This is a genomic window from Marinobacterium alkalitolerans (assembly GCF_017776525.1).
Classification (GTDB): domain Bacteria; phylum Pseudomonadota; class Gammaproteobacteria; order Pseudomonadales; family Balneatricaceae; genus Marinobacterium; species Marinobacterium alkalitolerans.
The window spans coordinates 42,475-60,185 of sequence record NZ_JACVEW010000022.1 but is presented as its reverse complement, the minus strand read 5'-3'; the positions used below and the strand labels follow the sequence as shown (position 1 = coordinate 60,185).

Below are 17,711 nucleotides of genomic sequence, written 5' to 3'. Positions count from 1 at the left end.
AGTGTTTGGTCGCACTCTCATTTTACTCACTTGGATTCAGGCTTTCTCATTTGCTGCCATTTATGGGACAGCAGTGGGCAGATAGCCGGCTTTTGTCGTTCCGGTCGGGTCTCAGCCTTCCCGGCGGTCAACCATGAAGGTGCCTTCGCCGGTTGCCACCAGCGTATCACCCACGTGTACGTCGGTGCGGCATTTCACGCGGCGACGACGTTCGTCGATCTCGGTCACGGTCAGGGTTGCGGTGGCAGTATCACCGATATGGACCGGAGCCTTGAACTTCAATTGCTGGTCCACATAGATGGCGCCCGGTCCCGGCAGACGGGTGCCGGCGACAGTAGAGATCAGCGCTGCGCTGAACATGCCGTGCACGATGCGCTGCTTGAACGGTGTGGTCTTGGCGTATTCATCGTTGATGTGAATCGGGTTGTTGTCACCGGACAGGCCTGCAAACAGCACCACATCTGCATCTGTAATGGTTTTGGCGTAGGAAGCGCTCATGCCTACTTCCAGATCTTCCAGGTAATATCCGTGCAGTTCCTGCATGTCTATGTCTCTCGTTGTCGTTTTGAGTGAGTGTAACCAAAGTAGGGGAGTATAAATCGACCGAATGAACGATTCCCTACTTATCAAATCCGAAGTTAGTGCTAGAATAAGTGTATTCCCTTATTTTTGCCGGTGCCAGTCCGTTTGAATCTGGTTGCCGGCTCCGCATAACGACCGTCAAGAAGGTATCGTATGGCTGATTACAATGCGCCCCTCAAGGATATGAAGCTGACTCTCAATCATGTTGCCCGCATGCCGGAGCTGGCACAGAAGCCGGGCTTCGAGGATGCGTCGGCTGACATGGTGGATGCCATTCTGGAAGAAGCCTCACGCGTGGCGCGTGACGTTGTTTCACCGACCAACTGGGAAGGAGACCAGCAGGGTGTTCAGCTCAAGGACGGCGGCGTGGTCTGCCCGGAGTCCTTCAAGGAGGTGTACCAGCAGTATGCAGAAGGCGGCTGGGGTTCGCTTCAGTTTGATCCCGAGTACGGTGGCCAGGGCTTGCCCTTCCTGCTCTCAATTCCTGTGATGGAGATGTGGCACTCGGCCAACATGGCCTGGGGCCTGTGCCCAATGCTGAGTCAGGGTGCCGTCGAATGTCTGGACCTGAACGGCAGCGATGAACTCAAGGCCAAATACCTGCCCAAACTGGTGAGCGGCGAGTGGTGCGGCACCATGAACCTGACCGAATCCAATGCAGGCTCGGATCTCTCGGTGGTCCGTACCAAGGCTGAACCCGAAGGTGACCACTACCGGATCAGCGGCGAGAAGATTTTCATCACCTGGGGCGATCATGAGATGTCCGAGAACATCATTCATCTGGTGCTGGCGCGGCTGCCGGACGCACCGCCGGGGGTGCGTGGTATCTCGCTGTTCCTGGTGCCCAAATATCTGGTGAATGAAGACGGCAGTCTGGGCGAGCGCAACACTGCCAAGCCTCTGTCGCTGGAGCACAAGCTGGGGATTCATGCCTCTGCCACCTGTGTAATGGGTTTCGACAATGCCATCGGCTATCTAGTGGGTGAGCCCAACCGCGGCCTGGCCTGCATGTTTACCATGATGAATAACGCGCGCCTGAGTGTAGGGCTGCAGGGGGTTTCCATCTCCGAACGGGCGTACCAGCAGGCACTGGAATATGCGTTTGAACGTATTCAGGGCCCTGCCGTCGGTACCAAAGAGGCTGGCCCCATCATTCGGCATGCCGATGTGCGTCGTATGCTATTGACCATGAAAACACTGACCGAGGCAGGTCGTGCCATTGCCTATGACGCCTGTGGCAGCCTTGATTTTGCGACCAAGGCTGATAGCGATGAAGCGAAAGCCCGGGAGCAGACACGTGCAGCGCTGTTGACGCCGATCGTGAAAGGCTGGTGTACCGAAGTGGCACAGGAAGTCACCTCGCTGGGCGTGCAGGTTCATGGTGGCATGGGGTACGTCGAGGAAACCGGTGCGGCCCAGCATTACCGTGATGCGCGTATCCTGCCGATCTACGAGGGCACCAACGGTATACAGGCACTGGACCTGGTCGGCCGCAAGACGCTGATGGACAAGGGGGCTGCTCTGGCGGTACTGATTGAAGAGATGCGCGGTGCGGTGGCCTCAGCTGATCCGAGCCTGACGGCGCAGGCCAAGCAGCTTGAAGAGGCCGTGAACGGTCTGGAAAAGGCACGCGAGCTGTTGCTGAGCGGTGCCGAGACGGATGCCGTTCTGCCGGGGGCGATCGCCTATAACTTCATGATGCTGGCGGGTTATGTCTGCGGCGGCTGGGAGCTGCTGCGTCAGGCGAGTGCTGCCGTTGAACTGGCCGCTCAGGGCGATGATGACCCTTATCTGCAGGCGAAGCAGGAGAGTGCTCGATTTTACATGGCGCACCTGCTGCCACGCTGGAAAGGCTTTGCCGATATGCTTAATGATGGCAGTCAGTCGATCATGGCATTGCCGGAAGAGCAGTTCGCCAGCGCCTGGCAATAAACATCGATCCAATATTCTGATTCAAGCCCGGCTTTTTGTCGGGCTTTTTTGTGTCTGGATGAAACCATTACGCTGGTGCACAATAGAGCTCTGGGATAGCCAACAATAATGATAAGGAACCCACTATGTCGGATCAGGCCCAACGCCTGAAGGTATTGTTTGCCGGTATCTTCAGCCAGATTCTCTGTGTCGGTATTGCCCGATTTTCCTATACTCCGCTGCTGCCGGTCATGCAGGATCAGACCTGGATCGGTGATGCCGAAGGCGGCTGGCTGGCAGCCATCAACTACAGTGGCTACATGTGCGGTGCAATGGTGGCCGCGTCTGTATCAGATCTTCAATTGAAAGACAGGTTGTACCGGCTTGGGCTGGTGCTGGCTGTGCTGACCACGGCCGGCATGGCCATGACGGACAACATGCTGCTCTGGTCGCTGTTACGCTTCCTGTCCGGCTTGAGCAGTGCCGGTTCCATGTTGATTGCGTCCGGCCTGATTCTGAACTGGCTGATCCGCCATCAACACCGCAGTGAACTGGGCATCCATTTCGCAGGTGCAGGGCTTGGGATCGTGTTTGCGGCCGTGGTGGTTGAAGCCTTTCTGGCGCTGTCGCTGGATTGGGCGGATCAATGGTTCTGGTTTGCCGTACTGGGCCTCGTGCTGGCCGTACCGGCCTGGCGCTGGCTGCCGCCGCCTGCTGTCAGTGTGCCGGGTTCGGGTGGCCATGCGATGCAGGACAACCCGCCGAGCAGGCGTTTTATCTGGCTGATGATGGCGGCCTATTTCTGTGCCGGTTACGGCTATGTGGTCAGTGCGACCTTTATCGTCACCATTGTCGAGCGTGAACCGGATCTGGCCGGCATGGGGCAGTTGGCCTTCCTGGTGGTCGGGCTGGCGGCTGCGCCTGCCGTGATGGTCTGGGACCTGATTGCGCGGCGGATGGGCTATCTCGGAGCCCTGCTGCTTGCCTACCTGGTTCAGGTGGGAGGGATTGTCCTGCCGGCAATTGATCAAAGCCTGACTGTCGTCCTGATCAGTGCCGTACTCTTTGGCGGTACCTTTATCGGCTGTGTGAGTCTGGTATTGACCATGGCCGGGCGCCTCTACCCGTCAAAACCAGCCCGCCTGATGGGGCGCATGACCCTCTCCTATGGCCTGGCTCAAATTTTCGCGCCCGCGTTGACCGGTGTGATGGCGGAACACTTCGGCGATTATGCCCTGGGTCTATGGCTGGCAGGCGGGTTTTTAACCCTGGGGGCGGCGTTGATTCTGCTGCTGAAGTTCACTGATCAAACCGCCGCCGAGCTGGATAACACCAATCGAGCCAGTGCCTGAACCCGCTGAATCCTTAATACCTTGATCGTGCCACCATGTCCGGTGGCGTGATCACTGCTGGCAGGTCTGAGCAGTCTGCTTACGGGGTAATAGCCAGCTGCCCAGTACGTTACCCACCACCGTCATGCTCAACATCACCAGAATCATGGGCAGAGGGGTGCCATCACCCAGTAAGCCCACCAGTGAACCGGCCAAAGCCCCGCAGCCGAAGCCACAGGCCCCGATTAGCGCCGTCGCTGTTGCCGCCGAGTGAGGGAAAAACTCGCTGGTGCCGGCCATGCCGTTGGCGATAACAAAGCCCTGCACACCAATAAAGACCATGATCAGAGCAACGATCACCGGCAGCGGGGCATCGAGTACGACAAACGAAAGTGTCAGCAAGAGTGCGCAGGCAAGCTGAATGCGCTGCCCCAGCTGAAGCAGTTGCTGGGTGCTGAAACGGTGCAACAGACGAATATTGAGCTGGTTGCAGCCCAGCAGGGTAATGATGTTCAACCCAAACAGCACCGTATAGAGCGCCGGGCTGGCGCCGTAATAGTCGATATAGCTACCGGGTGAGCCGGTGATGAAAGCAAACATTCCGGCGTAGGCACAGGCCACCGAGCATAAATAGCCCAGTGCCGAGCGATGCGTCAGTACGTTCAGATAGGCACGGAACGGGTTGGGTTGAGGCGTGCTGCTTTTGCGGCGTGTTTCCGGCAGGCGCAGCATCAGCAGAACCAGAATGATGAAGGCATAGGCTGACAGGAAATAGAACACCAGCCGCCAGCTGCCAAGCTCCAGCAGCAGTGTTCCCAGGACCGGGGCCAGCAGTGGTGCCAGCATCAGAATACTGGCCATCTTGCCCATCGCCTGTGCACTTTCACGGCCCGAGTGACGGTCACGAATAATGGCCATGGAGTTCACGACACTCAGGCCACCGCCAAACCCCTGCAGGATTCGTGCGGTCCAGAGTGCAGAAATGCTGTCGGCCAGAGAGGCGAGCAGGGCACCAATAAAAAACAGACACAGCCCGCTGAACACCGCTACGCGACGCCCGTAGCGATCAGACAGAGGGCCGCCTGTCAGTTGTCCGCAGGAAAAGCCGCCTAAAAACAGGCTGACCGAAAGCTCAACGTCGTGAATGGACACCCCAAGGCCTTCAGCAATGGATGGAATGGCCGGCAGGTAGGCATCTGTCGATAGAGGGCCCAATGCTGTAAGACCGGCAAGCATGAAAATCAGGCCCGGAATATGAGCTTGAGGTGTTGTCATGGTGAACCTGTAAAAAAAACAGGGCTGTCAGTCTGGACTGGCAGGCCCGAAAAGAAGGGAGTAACATGAATGTAGTGTAATATACATTACATTAATCCTGCCTGTCCATTGATCCATGCAGGTTCTTTGGCGGGCTGTGCTGTTATAATGCGACAGCATTTCAACAAAGACAGACTCATGAGTAACGATCAAACAGGGCCAGCGACCCACCCTTGTGGGCTGACCCCCAAAGGACTGGAGCGTCAAAAACGCATTCTGGATGCTGCACGTGAAGTGTTTATTGAGCAGGGCTACGACAACGCCAGTATCAACGACATCATGTGCCGTGCCGGCGGATCCCTGAGCACGCTCTACCGCTTGTTTGGCAACAAGCTGGGGCTGTTTGAAGCAATGATGACGCAAACCTCCAATCGTGTTTTCAGTGCCTTTGAGGCGGTGGAATGTGCCATCAAGCGCCAGGAAACCCCCGAGCAGGCATTAAAGCGTTACGGGCATCTGATGCTGGAGCGTGTCCTCTCGCCGGAAGCGGTTGGACTGTATCGACTGGTCATGACCGATTGCAGCAGTGAGCGGGAGCGGATCCAGGCGCTGTTTTACGAACAGGGACCCAAGCGGATTAACGATAAGCTCAGTGCCTACCTGCAGTCACAGGTTGATCAGGGCGTGCTGAAGATCCGTGATACCGATCTGGCTGCGTTCCAGTTTCTTGAGATGGTGAAGGGCAACTTTCAGCTGCGTGCCATGTTGGGCATGCCTATTGGCGATCATGAGCGCGATGACGCGGTAGATCAGGCGGTGGAGCTCTTTCTTTATGGTGCAGCCCCGCGTCAGGGCGGCTGATCCGGGTGCAAAGCTGTTGTCGTCGCAGCAAATACGGTATCTTAGGCGGCAATTTTGTACCCGAAAGTACCGGTTACTATTTTCTGTTTCCAAAACAACGGCACCGAATCGAATATGATTATCAAACCGAAAATCCGTGGCTTTATCTGTACCACTACCCACCCGGTTGGCTGTGATGCCAACGTGCGTGAGCAGATTGAATTCACAAAGGCACAGGGCAAGATCGAAAACGGTCCCAAGCGTGTGCTGGTGATTGGTGCATCCAGCGGTTACGGCCTTTCCTCCCGCATCGCGGCAGCCTTTGGCAGTGATGCTGCAACCATCGGCGTGTTTTTTGAGAAGCCGGGTACCGAGCGCAAGCCGGGCACCGCGGGCTGGTACAACGCCGCTGCGTTCGACAAGTACGCCAAGGAAGCGGGCCTCTACGCCAAGAGCCTGAACGGCGATGCGTTCTCCCACGAAGCCAAGCAGAAAACCATCGACTTGATCAAGGAAGACCTGGGTCAGGTGGATCTCGTGGTCTACTCGCTGGCCTCTCCGGTACGCAAAATGCCCGACACCGGTGAAGTGGTGCGCTCAGTACTTAAGCCGATTGGTGAGCCGTACCGCTCTACCGCCATCGACACCAACAAGGACGTGATCACCGAAGCCGAGATCGAGCCGGCGACGGAAGAAGAAGTGGCCAACACGGTTACCGTGATGGGCGGCGAAGACTGGGAACTCTGGGTCAATGCGCTGGAAGACGCCGGTGTACTGGCTGAAGACTGCAAAACCGTTGCCTACAGCTATATCGGTACTGATATTACCTGGCCGATCTATTGGCATGGTGCGCTGGGCAAGGCCAAGCAGGACCTGGATCGTGCGGCAGGGGAGCTGAATGACAAGCTCTCCGGCGCTCATAACGGTCAGGCAAACGTGGCTGTTCTGAAATCTGTTGTGACACAGGCCAGCTCCGCCATTCCTGTGATGCCGCTATACCTGTCCATGGTGTTCAAGGTGATGCGCGAGCAGGGTCTGCATGAAGGCTGCATGGAGCAGGTACACCGTCTGTTCAAGACCGGCCTGTACGGTACAACTGCCCAGATGGATGACGGCAACCGTTTCCGCCTGGATGACTGGGAGCTGCGCGAGGACGTACAACAGGCCTGTCGTGACCTCTGGCCGCAGGTGACCAGCGAGAACCTGTTCGACGTGACCGACTACCAGCTGTACAAGGATGAGTTCCTGAAGCTGTTCGGTTTCGGCATCGACGGCGTTGACTATGAAGCCGATGTGAACCCGGAAGTGCAGTTCGACGTTCAGGACATCTAACGCCAGGCGAGCTGTGATAAAGAAGCCCTGCGGGTTACTCGACCCGTGGGGCTTTTTTGTGCTTAGAAGCAGGTACTTGCGGTGACTTCCATCACCCGAATCGCACCTGCTTCAAGGTTCTTGACCAGATTTTGCCCCATTGCCTTGAAGCGCGGTCCCAGTATCAATACAGGTGACAGAGGGGCGCGGACGGCCTTGCCTTGTGTTTCCTTATTGAGCTGCCGGCGGCGCCATTCCAGCGCGTCTTCACTCCAGTCCTCAAGCTGGACCTGATTGAAGCCGCAGTCGTGCAGGCGTTGCTCAAACGCAGTTTGAGACAACAGATGCGACTGCTGAGGGGTTTCTGCCCAAGGCACCGGGTACTGCATCTTTTCCGGGTGAGGGCCTTCCAGCACCTCATGCATGATCAGTTGACCGCCGGGTTTGAGGATGCGCCTGCACTCGGTCAGTACCGCCGTATCATCCGGCATGTTGAGCAGGCTGTGCTGAAACAGCACGCGGTCCATACTGTTGTCAGCGAAGGGCAGGTGGTGAGCGTCAGCGGTGAGTATCTCGGTATTGACCGGTGTATTAAGACAGTGGTTGAGCCCCTGGTTCAGCCGGTTGAGCTGATGAGTAATATCCAGCCCGATCATCTCGATACCGCGCAGGGCGGCTTGTCGCATTAACCCGCCTGCGCCGGAGCCAATATCCAGCACGCTCAACGGCTGTGACGGGTCCAGGTGCCTGAGCAGGCGTTCGGAAGCCTTGATGCCGCCAATGTGCAACTGATCCAGCGGTGCCAGCTGGTACAGATCGGCACCCTCGGGATAGTGGGTTCGGACCTGTTCTAGCAGGGCAGTGGTATCAAGTTGCTGTTCGTAGTGCTGTTCAATGCTCATGATCAAAAACGCCGGCTCAGAGGGAGCCGGCGTTTATCTCCTGTTACGTCAAAGATTGATCAGTCGTCCAGACCCAGCTCCTCGATGGAGATCTCGCGCATCTTGAACTTCTGAATCTTGCCGGTCACGGTCATCGGGAATTCCTGCACGAACTTGAAGTAGCGCGGAATCTTGAAGTGGGTGATCTTGCCCTTGCAGAACTCGCGCAGATCTTCGCCTGTCACGTCTTCTGCATCGGCATGCAGTTTGACCCAAGCGATCAGCTCTTCACCGTATTTCTTGTCCGGAACACCGGTAACCTGCACTTCAGACACGGCCGGGTGGGTGTACAGGAACTCTTCGATTTCCTTCGGATAGACGTTTTCGCCACCGCGGATCACCATGTCCTTGATACGGCCCACGATCTGAACGTAGCCTTCTTCATCCATGGTGGCCAGGTCACCCGTATGCATCCAGCCCGCTTCGTCAATCGCTTCGGCAGTGGCTTTTTCGTTGTTCCAGTACTTCAGCATGACACTGTAACCACGGGTGCAGAGTTCGCCGATCTCACCACGGGGTACGATCTGGCCGGTACCCGGATCCACAATCTTGGTTTCCAGGTGCGGCTGGGTGCGGCCGACGGTTGAAACGCGCTTTTCGATGCTGTCATCGGCGCCGGTCTGGGTTGAAACCGGGCTGGTTTCGGTCATGCCGTAAGCGATCTGAACCTCTTTCATGTTCATTTTGTTGATCACCTGCTTCATCACCTCGGTCGGGCAGATGGAGCCGGCCATGATACCGGTGCGCAGGGTGGACAGATCGAAGGTTTCAAACTCCGGGTGGTCCAGCTCGGCAATGAACATGGTGGGTACGCCGTAGAGAGCGGTGGCTTTCTGGGAGTGCACAGCCTTGAGGACGGAGGTCGGCTCAAAGCCTTCATCCGGGTAGATCATGGCAGCACCGTGGGTGACACAGCCCAGGTTACCCATCACCATGCCGAAGCAGTGGTAGAGCGGCACCGGAATGACCAGACGGTCTTCGCTGGTGAAGCCCATGCTCTCGGCCACGAAGAAGCCGTTGTTCAGGATGTTGTGATGGGACAGGGTGGCGCCTTTGGGGAAGCCGGTAGTACCCGAGGTGTACTGGATGTTGATCGGCTCATCGAACTGCAGGGTAGCCTGAAGATCGGCCAGGTCCTTTTCACTGACCTGATCGGCCAGTTCCAGCATGTCAGCCCAGCGCCACATGCCGGCGTGCTTTTCACTGTCCAGATTAATGATGCATTCCAGTTCAGGCAGCTTCTGGGATTTCAGCTTGCCGTCGGCACAGGCCTTGAGTTCCGGGGCCAGTTCAAACAGCATGCTGCGGTAATCAGAGGTCTTGAAGCTGTCTGCCGTAATCAGGAAGCGGGCGCCGGACTGGTTCAGCGCATATTCCAGCTCATGGGTACGGTAGGCCGGGTTGATGTTGACCAGAATGGCGCCGATTTTGGCTGTTGCGAACTGGGAAATGGTCCACTCGGAGCAGTTCGGGGACCAGACGCCCACACGGTCGCCTTTCTTGACACCCAGTGCCAGCAGGGCGCGGGCACAGCGGTTCACCTGCTCCTGCAGCTCACGGTAGGTCCAGTGAATATCCTGATGCAGGACAATCAGGGCGTCGTTGTCAGGGTACTGGTTGGCGATTTCGTCAAACTTGTCGCCAATGGTCATGCCGATCAGTGGCTTGTCGGCGGTGCTGCTGGTGTAGCTTGGCAGAATGTTGCTCATCGTTATGACTCCCGTTTTTTTTCTTATCCGGTCTGATGAAAAATCTCAATTCTCAACGGAAACGTGCGTGATATTCAGGGTTCGGCTGCATGTCGACTGCGCTGGCCACGCGGTTTGTCATGTTGTAGAAACCGGCAATGTTGGCGATATCCCAGATGCCGCGCTCGCTGAACCCGGCATCTCGCAGGGCCTGGCGATCATCTTCAGTTATCTCCGCGGGTGTGGTGGTCAGCTTCCAGGCGAAGTCGAGCATGGCGCGCTGGCGCTGATCCAGCTCGGCAACTCGGTAATTCATCACCATCAGCTCGCCCAGAGCCGGGTCGCCGGAGTATTCGCGAACAGCAGCACCGTGGGCGGTCATGCAGTAATAGCAGTGGTTCTCGGACGAGACGACCACGGCGATCATCTCGCGTTCCAGAGGGCTGAGCTCGCTCTCCCCGAACATGAGTTCGTTGTAAAAGCGGGTGAATACCTCGAACTGCGCCAGATTATGGCTGTAGGCCGTGAGGACATTGGGCACCATGCCCAGCTTTTCGTCACATTTGCCGAAGTACTTCTGTACGTCATCCGGCAATTGGTGACGTTCAGGTACCGGCAGTTCCAGAGCGGTTATATGGTCAGGCTGTGACATCCTTCCTACCCCTGATTATTGTTATGCGGGTTTAAAGACTGAATGGCGCTTCACTGGCTGCACTCGCCCAGCGCCTGCGCAACCTTGGAGCCATTATGACGCCCAAGCTCACGCGTAATCCAGTGACCGGTATCAACCACGGATTGAAGATTGATGCCGGTCTCGATTTCCAGGCCCTCCAGCAGGTAAAGCACGTCCTCGGTGGCCACGTTGCCCGATGCACCGCGTGCGTAAGGGCATCCGCCCAGGCCTGCAGTTGAGCTGTCGATCACTGCGACACCTTCTTCCAGCACAGCGTACAGGTTGGCCAGTGCCTGCCCGTAGGTGTCATGGAAGTGTGCGGCCAGCTTTTCCATCGGAATCTGGCGCGCCACGGCTTCCAGCATCTTCTTGGCTTTCAGAGGCGTGCCCTTGCCGATGGTATCGCCCAGCGATATTTCGTAGCAGCCCATATCCAGCAGCTCACGGCTGACGGCTGCAACCTGCTCGGGGGCTATGTCACCGGTGTAGGGGCAGCCCAACACGGTGGATACATAACCGCGCACGCGAATGCCGGCCTGTTGCGCCTGTTCAATGACAGGGACGAATCGCTCCAGGCTTTCGGCGATGGTGCAGTTGATGTTTTTCTGGGTAAACGCTTCCGAGGCGGCGCTGAACACGGCGACCTCGGATGCCTTGGCTGCAATGGCGCCCTCGATCCCTTTCAGGTTCGGTGTCAGGGCCGAGTAGGTGACACCCGGCTGGCGGTTGATGCCGGCCATGACAGCAGCGGCATCTCCCATCTGAGGCACCCACTTGGGGGACACGAAGCTCGCCGCTTCAATGTGACGGACACCGGCAGCAGCGAGTCGGTTGATCAGCTCGACCTTGGTTTCAGTCGGGATGATCGGGCCCGGTTCGTTCTGCAGGCCGTCACGCGGCCCCACCTCGACGATGCGCACCTGTTTCGGAAAGCTCATCAGGCCGCCTCCTCATCGTCCAGATCGACGGAGATCAGCTCGGCCCCTTCGGATACCAGGTCGCCCTCGGCGAAGAAGACATCGCTGACCGTACCCTTGGCAGGCGCCTTGATGGCGTGCTCCATCTTCATGGCTTCCATGATGACCAGTGTCTGACCCGCTTCGACCACATCACCCGGCTTCACCATTACCGCGACGACAGAGCCGTTCATCGGTGCCTGCAGGCCGCCTTCACTGGCCTGATCTTCAAGGCCGTACAGCTCGCGGTGCAGAGCACAGTGGAAGGTCTCGCCTTCATGGAACAGCACCAGCTGGTCCTGGTGGAGGTCACCACAGATGGAGAAGCGGTGGCCGTTCACGGTTGCCTGCAGGCGGTCATCCTGCAGTGATGCCCGTACTTCGTAGCTGCTGTCACCGATGCGGATTTCAAAGCGATCATCCTGCTCCAGGATGCTGAGTGCGTGCTCCACATCATCACTGAGCAGCTTCATGGGGCGCGCAAACTGCGAGTTCAGACGCCAGCTGTTCTGACGTGCAAAGGGCGACCAGGGGTCAGCCGGCAATGTCTGTTGCGCCTTGCTGCGCAGCAGGAAGAAACAGGCACTGAGTACCAGCCCCAGGTTCTCATCCAGCTGTGCCGGCGGGAACAGCAGGTCTTCGTGCTTGCCGATAAAGCCGGTATCCAGATCTTCGTTGCGGAAGGGCGCGGAATCGGCCAGTGCGTGCAGGAAGCGGATGTTGGTTTTGACACCGCTGATACGGTACTCCTCCAACGCCTGTACCATGCGGTTGATGGCACGCTCACGGTTATCGTCCCACACGACCAGCTTGGCGATCATCGGGTCATAATGGATGCTGACTTCATCACCTTCCACAACACCGGTATCCACACGCACATGTGCATTCTCATCCGGCGTGCGCAGGTAGCGCAGGGTGCCGGTGGCGGGCAGGAAGTCGTGGTCAGGATCTTCGGCGTAAATACGGGCTTCCAGAGCATGACCGCGCAGACGGATTTGATCTTGCTGCAGCGGCAGGGCTTCACCGTTGGCCACGCGCAGCTGCCACTCCACCAGATCCTGTCCGGTGATCATTTCGGTGACCGGGTGCTCTACCTGCAGACGGGTGTTCATCTCCATGAAGTAGAAGGAGCCGTCCACGTCGTAGAGGAATTCCACTGTGCCGGCGCCAACGTAGTCAATGGCCTGCGCTGCACGGACCGCGGCTTCACCCATCGCCTTGCGAGTCTCCTCGCTGAGGCCGGGCGCGGGCGCTTCTTCCAGTACTTTCTGGTGGCGGCGCTGAACGGAGCAGTCACGTTCGGCAAGGTACACACCATTGCCCTGGCTGTCGCAGAAGACCTGGATCTCCACATGGCGCGGCTGGGTCAGGTATTTCTCGATCAGCATGTCCGGGTTGCCGAAGGCATTTTTGGCTTCACGCTGTGCAGCGGCCAGAGCATCGTCAAATTCGCTCATCGACTCAACCACACGCATGCCCTTGCCGCCGCCGCCGGCAACCGCTTTCAGCAGCAGCGGGAAACCACACTTCTCGGCTTCGGCACGCAGCAGGTCGGCGCTCTGGTCGTCACCGTGGTAACCCGGTACCAGCGGCACACCGGCGTCCTGCATGATCGCCTTGGCTGCAGACTTGGAGCCCATGGCAGCAATAGCGGAAGCGGGCGGGCCGATGAAAACGATGTCGTTGGCTTCGCAGGCCTTGGCAAAGTCGGTGTTCTCGGACAGGAAACCGTAGCCCGGGTGGATGGCTTGCGCTCCGCTGGCCTTGGCCACTTCGATGATTTTGTCCGCACGCAGGTAACTCTCGCTGCTGGGTGCAGGGCCCAGCAGGAAGGCTTCATCGGCCATGGCGACGTGGCGGGCGTGACGATCTGCCTCGGAGTAAACGGCAACGCAGCGGATACCCAAACGGTGTGCGGTCTGGATCACGCGGCAGGCGATCTCGCCACGGTTGGCAATAAGGATTTTATTAAACATGGGAAGCCTCCGTGTCGAGATCGCCTGCATGCGCTGCGCGCTTCGGCATGCGATTTGGCTTTGCCGCCAGTTGCTGATGCAACTGGTCACCACGGTTGGCAATCAGAATCTTGTTAAACATGACTTATTCCTCGATCCAGTTCGGTTTGCGCTTTTCGAGGAAGGCACCCAGTCCTTCCTGGCCTTCGTCGCTGACACGGATATCCGCAATACGGCGGGCCGTATCATCAATGACCGACTGGTCTATCGGTTTCTGGCTCACTGCAAAAATGAGGTCCTTGGCGGCATTCATGGCCTGAGGACTGTTGCGGCGCAGTTGAGCAATGAATCGCTTGCTGGCTTCTTCCAGCAGGTCCGGGTGCGGCACCACTTCGTGCACCAGACCTGCATCGGCTGCGACTCGCGCACTGAAGGGTTCAGCCGTAAGGAAGTAGCGACGGGACAAGCGCTCGCCAATGGCCCGCACCACGTAGGGGCTGATCACCGCCGGAATCAGGCCGATCTTCACCTCACTGAGGCAGAACTGGCTCTGTTCGGTGGCAATGACGATGTCGCAGCAGGCCGCGAGCCCGACAGCGCCACCGTAGGCAGCGCCCTGTACCAGACCGATAGTGGGTTTGCTGTGGTTGTTCAGAGCTTCCATCAGCCGTGCCAGCTGACCGGCATCTTCGAGGTTCTCCTGATGACTGTTGGCGGCCATCCGCTTCATCCAGCCAAGGTCGGCACCGGCGGAGAAGTTGCGGCCGTTGGAGCGCAGCACCAGTACGCGCACCTCGGGGTCGCGGTCGGTGGCTTCAAGGGCCTCGATCAGGGCTGCGATGATGCTGTCATCAAAAGCGTTGTGTACTTCGGGACGGTTCAGCGTCAGGGTGGCAACACCCTGAGATGAGATGTCCAGCAGTACGGCGTTATTGTTATTGTCCATAGCGCATTCCTTCATCTCGGGCCCGCATTACATGCGGAAGACACCAAAGCGTGTTTCGTCAATCGGCTTGTTCAGTGCAGCCGAGAGGCCCATGCCGATAACATCGCGGGTTTGAGCCGGATCGATGACGCCGTCATCCCAGAGACGGGCGCTGGCATAATAAGGATGGCCCTGGTGCTCATAGGTATCGATGATCGGCTTCTTGAACTCGGCCTCATCCTCAGCGGACCACTCTTCGCCTTTACGCTCCATGCCGTCGCGCTTGACCGTTGCGAGCACGCCGGCAGCCTGTTCTCCACCCATGACGGAGATACGTGCATTGGGCCACATCCACAGGAAGTTGGGGCTGTAGGCACGGCCACACATGCCGTAGTTGCCGGCACCGAAACTGCCGCCGATCAGGACCGTCAGCTTGGGAACATTGGCGCAGGCCACAGCGGTAACCATCTTCGCACCGTGCTTGGCGATCCCTTCGGATTCAGCCTTCTGGCCGACCATGAAGCCGGTGATGTTCTGCAGGAAGAGCAGGGGGATCTTGCGCTGGCAGCAGAGCTCGATGAAGTGAGCCCCTTTCTGAGCCGAGTCACCGAACAGAATACCGTTGTTGGCGACGATGCCCACCGGGTAGCCGTGTACGTGGGCAAAACCTGTTACCAGCGTGGTGCCGTAATACTTCTTGAATTCGTCGAATTCAGAACCGTCAACGATGCGGGCGATCACTTCACGCACGTCAAAGGGCTTGCGCAGGTCGGTGCCAACGATGCCGTACAGTTCTTCGGCTGAATACAGCGGCGCTTCCGGCTTGCGCAGGTTAAGGTCGTTAAGCTGCTTGCGGTGGTTCAGGTTCTTGACGCAGTCGCGGGCGATCTGCAGTGCGTGCTGGTCGTTTTCTGCGTAGTGGTCAGCCACACCGGAGGTTTTACAGTGCACATCCGCACCACCCAGATCTTCCGCGCTGACAACTTCACCGGTGGCGGCTTTTACCAGCGGTGGGCCTGCCAGGAAGATGGTGCCCTGGTTGCGTACGATGATGGATTCGTCTGCCATGGCCGGGACATAGGCACCACCCGCGGTACACAGGCCCATCACGACGGCGATCTGCGGGATGCCCTTTGAGGACATGCGTGCCTGGTTGTAAAAGATGCGGCCAAAATGGTCACGGTCCGGGAATACATCGTCCTGACGCGGCAGGTTGGCGCCACCGGAATCGACCAGATAGATGCAGGGCAGGTGGTTCTGCTCGGCGATCTCCTGGGCGCGCAGGTGCTTCTTGACCGTGACCGGGTAGTAGGTGCCTCCCTTTACGGTGGCATCATTGGCAATGATCATGCACTCGACACCGCTGACACGGCCAATGCCGGTGATAATACCGGCTGCGGGCACATCTTCGTCGTAGACGTTATAGCCCGCCATCTGGGACAGCTCCAGAAAGGGAGAGCCCTCGTCAATCAGGGTGTTGATACGGTCACGGGGCAGGAGTTTGCCACGAGAGAGGTGGCGCTCCTGGTATTTGGGGCCGCCGCCCTGTTCAATCTGCGCAACCTTGTCACGCAGGTCGCCCACGGCGGCTGCCATGGAATCGTGGTTGGCGCGAAATTCATCCGCGCGCGGATTTACTTTGCTCTGCAGTTGAGTCATCGAAAGGCTCCTCGCTGCGTCGGGCAGGGGGCTGCCCGACGGCGGTCGGTTATTCTTATTTGTTGAGGAACAGCTCGCGGCCGATCAGCATGCGGCGGATTTCGGACGTACCGGCACCGATCTCATAAAGCTTGGCGTCACGCAGGAGGCGTCCGGTCGGGAATTCGTTGATATAGCCGTTACCGCCCAGCAGCTGGATGGCATCCAGTGCTACCTTGGTGGCCATCTCGGCGGAGTACAGAATGGCGCCGGCGGCATCCTTGCGGGTGGTTTCGCCGCGGTCAGCTGCCTGAGCGACCATGTAGACATAGGACTTGGCGGCATTCATCTGGGTATACATGTCGGCGATCTTGCCCTGTACCAGCTCAAACTCACCAATTGCCTGACCAAACTGCTTGCGATCACGCACGTAGGGCACAACGATATCCATGGCTGCCTGCATGATGCCCAGCGGGCCACCTGACAGAACCAGACGCTCGTAGTCCAGACCACTCATCAGAACTTTAACGCCGCCGTTGAGTTCGCCCAGAATGTTTTCCTTGGGTACCTTGGCGTCCTGGAACACCAGCTCACAGGTGTTGGAACCGCGCATCCCCAGCTTGTCCAGCTTCTGGGCCTGGGTGAAACCTTCGGTGTCACGCTCAACGATGAAGGCTGTGATGCCCTTGGGGCCGGCTGAAGGATCAGTTTTGGCGTAAATAACGTAGACGTTGGCGTCCGGACCGTTGGTGATCCACATCTTGTTGCCGTTCAGCACATAGTGGTCGCCGGCATCGCGCGCGGTCAGTTTCATGGATACAACGTCAGACCCTGCATTGGGTTCGGACATGGCCAGTGCACCGATGTGCTCGCCGCTGATCAGCTTGGGCAGGTATTTGGCGCGCTGCTCATCGTTACCGTTGCGGTGAATCTGGTTCACACACAGGTTGGAGTGAGCACCGTAGGACAGGCCAACGGACGCGGAGGCGCGGCTGATCTCTTCCATCGCGATGACGTGAGCCAGGTAGCCCATTTCCACGCCACCCCATTCCTCTTTAACGGTGATGCCCAGCAGGCCCATGTCACCAAACTTTTGCCACAGATCATTCGGGAAGGCATTTTCCTGGTCGATTGACTCGGCGCGCGGTGCAATCTCCTGGGCTGCAAAGCTGTTGATCTGCTCACGCAGCATGTCGATGGTATCGCCCAGACCAAAATTCAGTTCAGAGTATGCAGAGATCATTGTGTCCACCTTATTGTTATAGTGCCGATGCCCGGGGCTTACTCGGCAGTCATCTTTTTCTGTTCAAGTTCTTTGAGTGCTTCGCGACAGCGCGCTTCGGCGTTATCCAGTTCCAGTTGCACCATGGCGATGTCCTTCAACTGCTGCTCCAGCTCGGCGCGTTTGCCGTCAATGGTCTTCAGCAGCAGGTTGAGCTGCTTCTCACTACCGCTCAGGGAGTCATCCCAGAGGTCGAAGAGTTCTCGGGTCTCGGCCAGTGAAAAGCCCAGACGCTTGCCGCGCAGGATCAGTTTGAGTCGTACTCGATCCTTGCTGCTGTAGATCCGTGTCTGGCCGCGGCGAGACGGATGTAACAGTCCCTGATCCTCATAGAAGCGGATACTGCGGGTGGTTACATCAAACTCGGCAGCGAGTTCACTGATTGAGTAGGTCTTGCTAATCAAGGGTGCAATCCTGTTGTGAT

16 protein-coding genes are annotated in these 17,711 nt (G+C 58.0%); 4 read left to right on the top strand and 12 right to left on the bottom strand.

Annotated elements, in window-relative coordinates; all coding sequences use genetic code 11:
* Positions 1 to 111: 111 nt before the first annotated feature.
* Positions 112 to 543, bottom strand: coding sequence for a MaoC family dehydratase (locus H9C73_RS13250; RefSeq protein WP_209288378.1), 432 nt, complete (start codon positions 541 to 543; stop codon positions 112 to 114).
* Positions 544 to 735: 192 nt separating this feature from the next.
* Here H9C73_RS13250 and H9C73_RS13245 point away from each other — a divergent pair, with 192 nt between their 5' ends.
* Together H9C73_RS13245 and H9C73_RS13240 are read left to right on the top strand one after the other, a co-directional pair.
* Positions 736 to 2,514, top strand: coding sequence for an acyl-CoA dehydrogenase family protein (locus tag H9C73_RS13245; protein ID WP_209288377.1), 1,779 nt, complete (start codon positions 736 to 738; stop codon positions 2,512 to 2,514).
* Between the two features lie 125 nt (positions 2,515 to 2,639).
* Complete coding sequence (locus tag H9C73_RS13240) at positions 2,640 to 3,845, top strand: YbfB/YjiJ family MFS transporter (RefSeq protein ID WP_209288376.1); 1,206 nt, start codon at positions 2,640 to 2,642, stop codon at positions 3,843 to 3,845.
* A 51-nt stretch (positions 3,846 to 3,896) separates the two neighbouring features.
* Here H9C73_RS13240 and H9C73_RS13235 read toward each other — a convergent pair whose 3' ends face one another.
* Positions 3,897 to 5,099: a multidrug effflux MFS transporter gene (locus tag H9C73_RS13235; RefSeq protein WP_209288375.1), complete on the bottom strand. Its 1,203-nt coding sequence runs from the start codon at positions 5,097 to 5,099 to the stop codon at positions 3,897 to 3,899.
* 177 nt (positions 5,100 to 5,276) lie between these two features.
* Between H9C73_RS13235 and H9C73_RS13230 the strand changes: the two genes are divergently transcribed.
* Both H9C73_RS13230 and fabV read left to right on the top strand, forming a co-directional pair.
* Positions 5,277 to 5,939, top strand: a complete 663-nt coding sequence (locus H9C73_RS13230) for a TetR/AcrR family transcriptional regulator (protein ID WP_209288374.1) — start codon at positions 5,277 to 5,279, stop codon at positions 5,937 to 5,939.
* A gap of 114 nt (positions 5,940 to 6,053) precedes the next feature.
* Positions 6,054 to 7,250, top strand: a complete 1,197-nt coding sequence (fabV, locus tag H9C73_RS13225) for an enoyl-ACP reductase FabV (RefSeq protein WP_209288373.1) — start codon at positions 6,054 to 6,056, stop codon at positions 7,248 to 7,250.
* Positions 7,251 to 7,312: 62 nt separating this feature from the next.
* Here the strand turns inward: fabV and H9C73_RS13220 are convergent, their stop codons facing one another.
* From H9C73_RS13220 to H9C73_RS13180, 10 genes are read right to left on the bottom strand one after another with little or no spacing between them, the layout of a single operon-like run.
* Positions 7,313 to 8,131 (bottom strand): class I SAM-dependent methyltransferase, encoded by an 819-nt coding sequence (locus tag H9C73_RS13220; protein ID WP_209288372.1) that lies wholly within the window; start codon positions 8,129 to 8,131, stop codon positions 7,313 to 7,315.
* A gap of 59 nt (positions 8,132 to 8,190) precedes the next feature.
* Positions 8,191 to 9,879 carry an AMP-binding protein gene (locus H9C73_RS13215; protein WP_209288371.1) on the bottom strand — a complete coding sequence of 563 codons (1,689 nt, stop codon included), beginning with the start codon at positions 9,877 to 9,879 and terminating at the stop codon, positions 8,191 to 8,193.
* A 52-nt stretch (positions 9,880 to 9,931) separates the two neighbouring features.
* Positions 9,932 to 10,510 (bottom strand): peroxidase-related enzyme, encoded by a 579-nt coding sequence (locus H9C73_RS13210; RefSeq protein WP_209288370.1) that lies wholly within the window; start codon positions 10,508 to 10,510, stop codon positions 9,932 to 9,934.
* A gap of 50 nt (positions 10,511 to 10,560) precedes the next feature.
* Positions 10,561 to 11,469, bottom strand: a complete 909-nt coding sequence (locus H9C73_RS13205; RefSeq protein WP_209288369.1) for a hydroxymethylglutaryl-CoA lyase — start codon at positions 11,467 to 11,469, stop codon at positions 10,561 to 10,563.
* Positions 11,469 to 13,463: an acetyl-CoA carboxylase biotin carboxylase subunit gene (locus H9C73_RS13200; RefSeq protein ID WP_209288368.1), complete on the bottom strand. Its 1,995-nt coding sequence runs from the start codon at positions 13,461 to 13,463 to the stop codon at positions 11,469 to 11,471. Before H9C73_RS13200 ends, H9C73_RS13205 begins: the two co-directional genes overlap by 1 nt.
* Positions 13,456 to 13,584 (bottom strand): hypothetical protein, encoded by a 129-nt coding sequence (locus tag H9C73_RS16290; protein ID WP_268927249.1) that lies wholly within the window; start codon positions 13,582 to 13,584, stop codon positions 13,456 to 13,458. Before H9C73_RS16290 ends, H9C73_RS13200 begins: the two co-directional genes overlap by 8 nt.
* 3 nt (positions 13,585 to 13,587) lie before the next feature.
* The gene (locus tag H9C73_RS13195; RefSeq protein ID WP_209288367.1) at positions 13,588 to 14,388 is read right to left on the bottom strand and encodes an enoyl-CoA hydratase/isomerase family protein; all 801 of its coding nucleotides are present in this window, start codon (positions 14,386 to 14,388) and stop codon (positions 13,588 to 13,590) included.
* A gap of 27 nt (positions 14,389 to 14,415) precedes the next feature.
* A complete protein-coding gene (locus tag H9C73_RS13190) occupies positions 14,416 to 16,026 on the bottom strand; it encodes a carboxyl transferase domain-containing protein (protein ID WP_209288366.1) in 1,611 nt (536 codons plus the stop codon).
* A 55-nt stretch (positions 16,027 to 16,081) separates the two neighbouring features.
* A complete protein-coding gene (locus H9C73_RS13185) occupies positions 16,082 to 17,248 on the bottom strand; it encodes an isovaleryl-CoA dehydrogenase (RefSeq protein WP_209288365.1) in 1,167 nt (388 codons plus the stop codon).
* Between the two features lie 38 nt (positions 17,249 to 17,286).
* Positions 17,287 to 17,688 (bottom strand): MerR family transcriptional regulator, encoded by a 402-nt coding sequence (locus H9C73_RS13180; RefSeq protein ID WP_209288380.1) that lies wholly within the window; start codon positions 17,686 to 17,688, stop codon positions 17,287 to 17,289.
* Positions 17,689 to 17,711: the final 23 nt, after the last annotated feature.

Coding starts and splice junctions, on each gene's coding strand:
- H9C73_RS13250 (WP_209288378.1), bottom strand. CDS start 543: ATGCAGGAACTGCACGGATATTACCTGGAAGATCTGGAAGTAGGCATG.
- H9C73_RS13245 (WP_209288377.1), top strand. CDS start 736: ATGGCTGATTACAATGCGCCCCTCAAGGATATGAAGCTGACTCTCAAT.
- H9C73_RS13240 (WP_209288376.1), top strand. CDS start 2,640: ATGTCGGATCAGGCCCAACGCCTGAAGGTATTGTTTGCCGGTATCTTC.
- H9C73_RS13235 (WP_209288375.1), bottom strand. CDS start 5,099: ATGACAACACCTCAAGCTCATATTCCGGGCCTGATTTTCATGCTTGCC.
- H9C73_RS13230 (WP_209288374.1), top strand. CDS start 5,277: ATGAGTAACGATCAAACAGGGCCAGCGACCCACCCTTGTGGGCTGACC.
- fabV (WP_209288373.1), top strand. CDS start 6,054: ATGATTATCAAACCGAAAATCCGTGGCTTTATCTGTACCACTACCCAC.
- H9C73_RS13220 (WP_209288372.1), bottom strand. CDS start 8,131: ATGAGCATTGAACAGCACTACGAACAGCAACTTGATACCACTGCCCTG.
- H9C73_RS13215 (WP_209288371.1), bottom strand. CDS start 9,879: ATGAGCAACATTCTGCCAAGCTACACCAGCAGCACCGCCGACAAGCCA.
- H9C73_RS13210 (WP_209288370.1), bottom strand. CDS start 10,510: ATGTCACAGCCTGACCATATAACCGCTCTGGAACTGCCGGTACCTGAA.
- H9C73_RS13205 (WP_209288369.1), bottom strand. CDS start 11,469: ATGAGCTTTCCGAAACAGGTGCGCATCGTCGAGGTGGGGCCGCGTGAC.
- H9C73_RS13200 (WP_209288368.1), bottom strand. CDS start 13,463: ATGTTTAATAAAATCCTTATTGCCAACCGTGGCGAGATCGCCTGCCGC.
- H9C73_RS16290 (WP_268927249.1), bottom strand. CDS start 13,584: ATGTTTAACAAGATTCTGATTGCCAACCGTGGTGACCAGTTGCATCAG.
- H9C73_RS13195 (WP_209288367.1), bottom strand. CDS start 14,388: ATGGACAATAACAATAACGCCGTACTGCTGGACATCTCATCTCAGGGT.
- H9C73_RS13190 (WP_209288366.1), bottom strand. CDS start 16,026: ATGACTCAACTGCAGAGCAAAGTAAATCCGCGCGCGGATGAATTTCGC.
- H9C73_RS13185 (WP_209288365.1), bottom strand. CDS start 17,248: ATGATCTCTGCATACTCTGAACTGAATTTTGGTCTGGGCGATACCATC.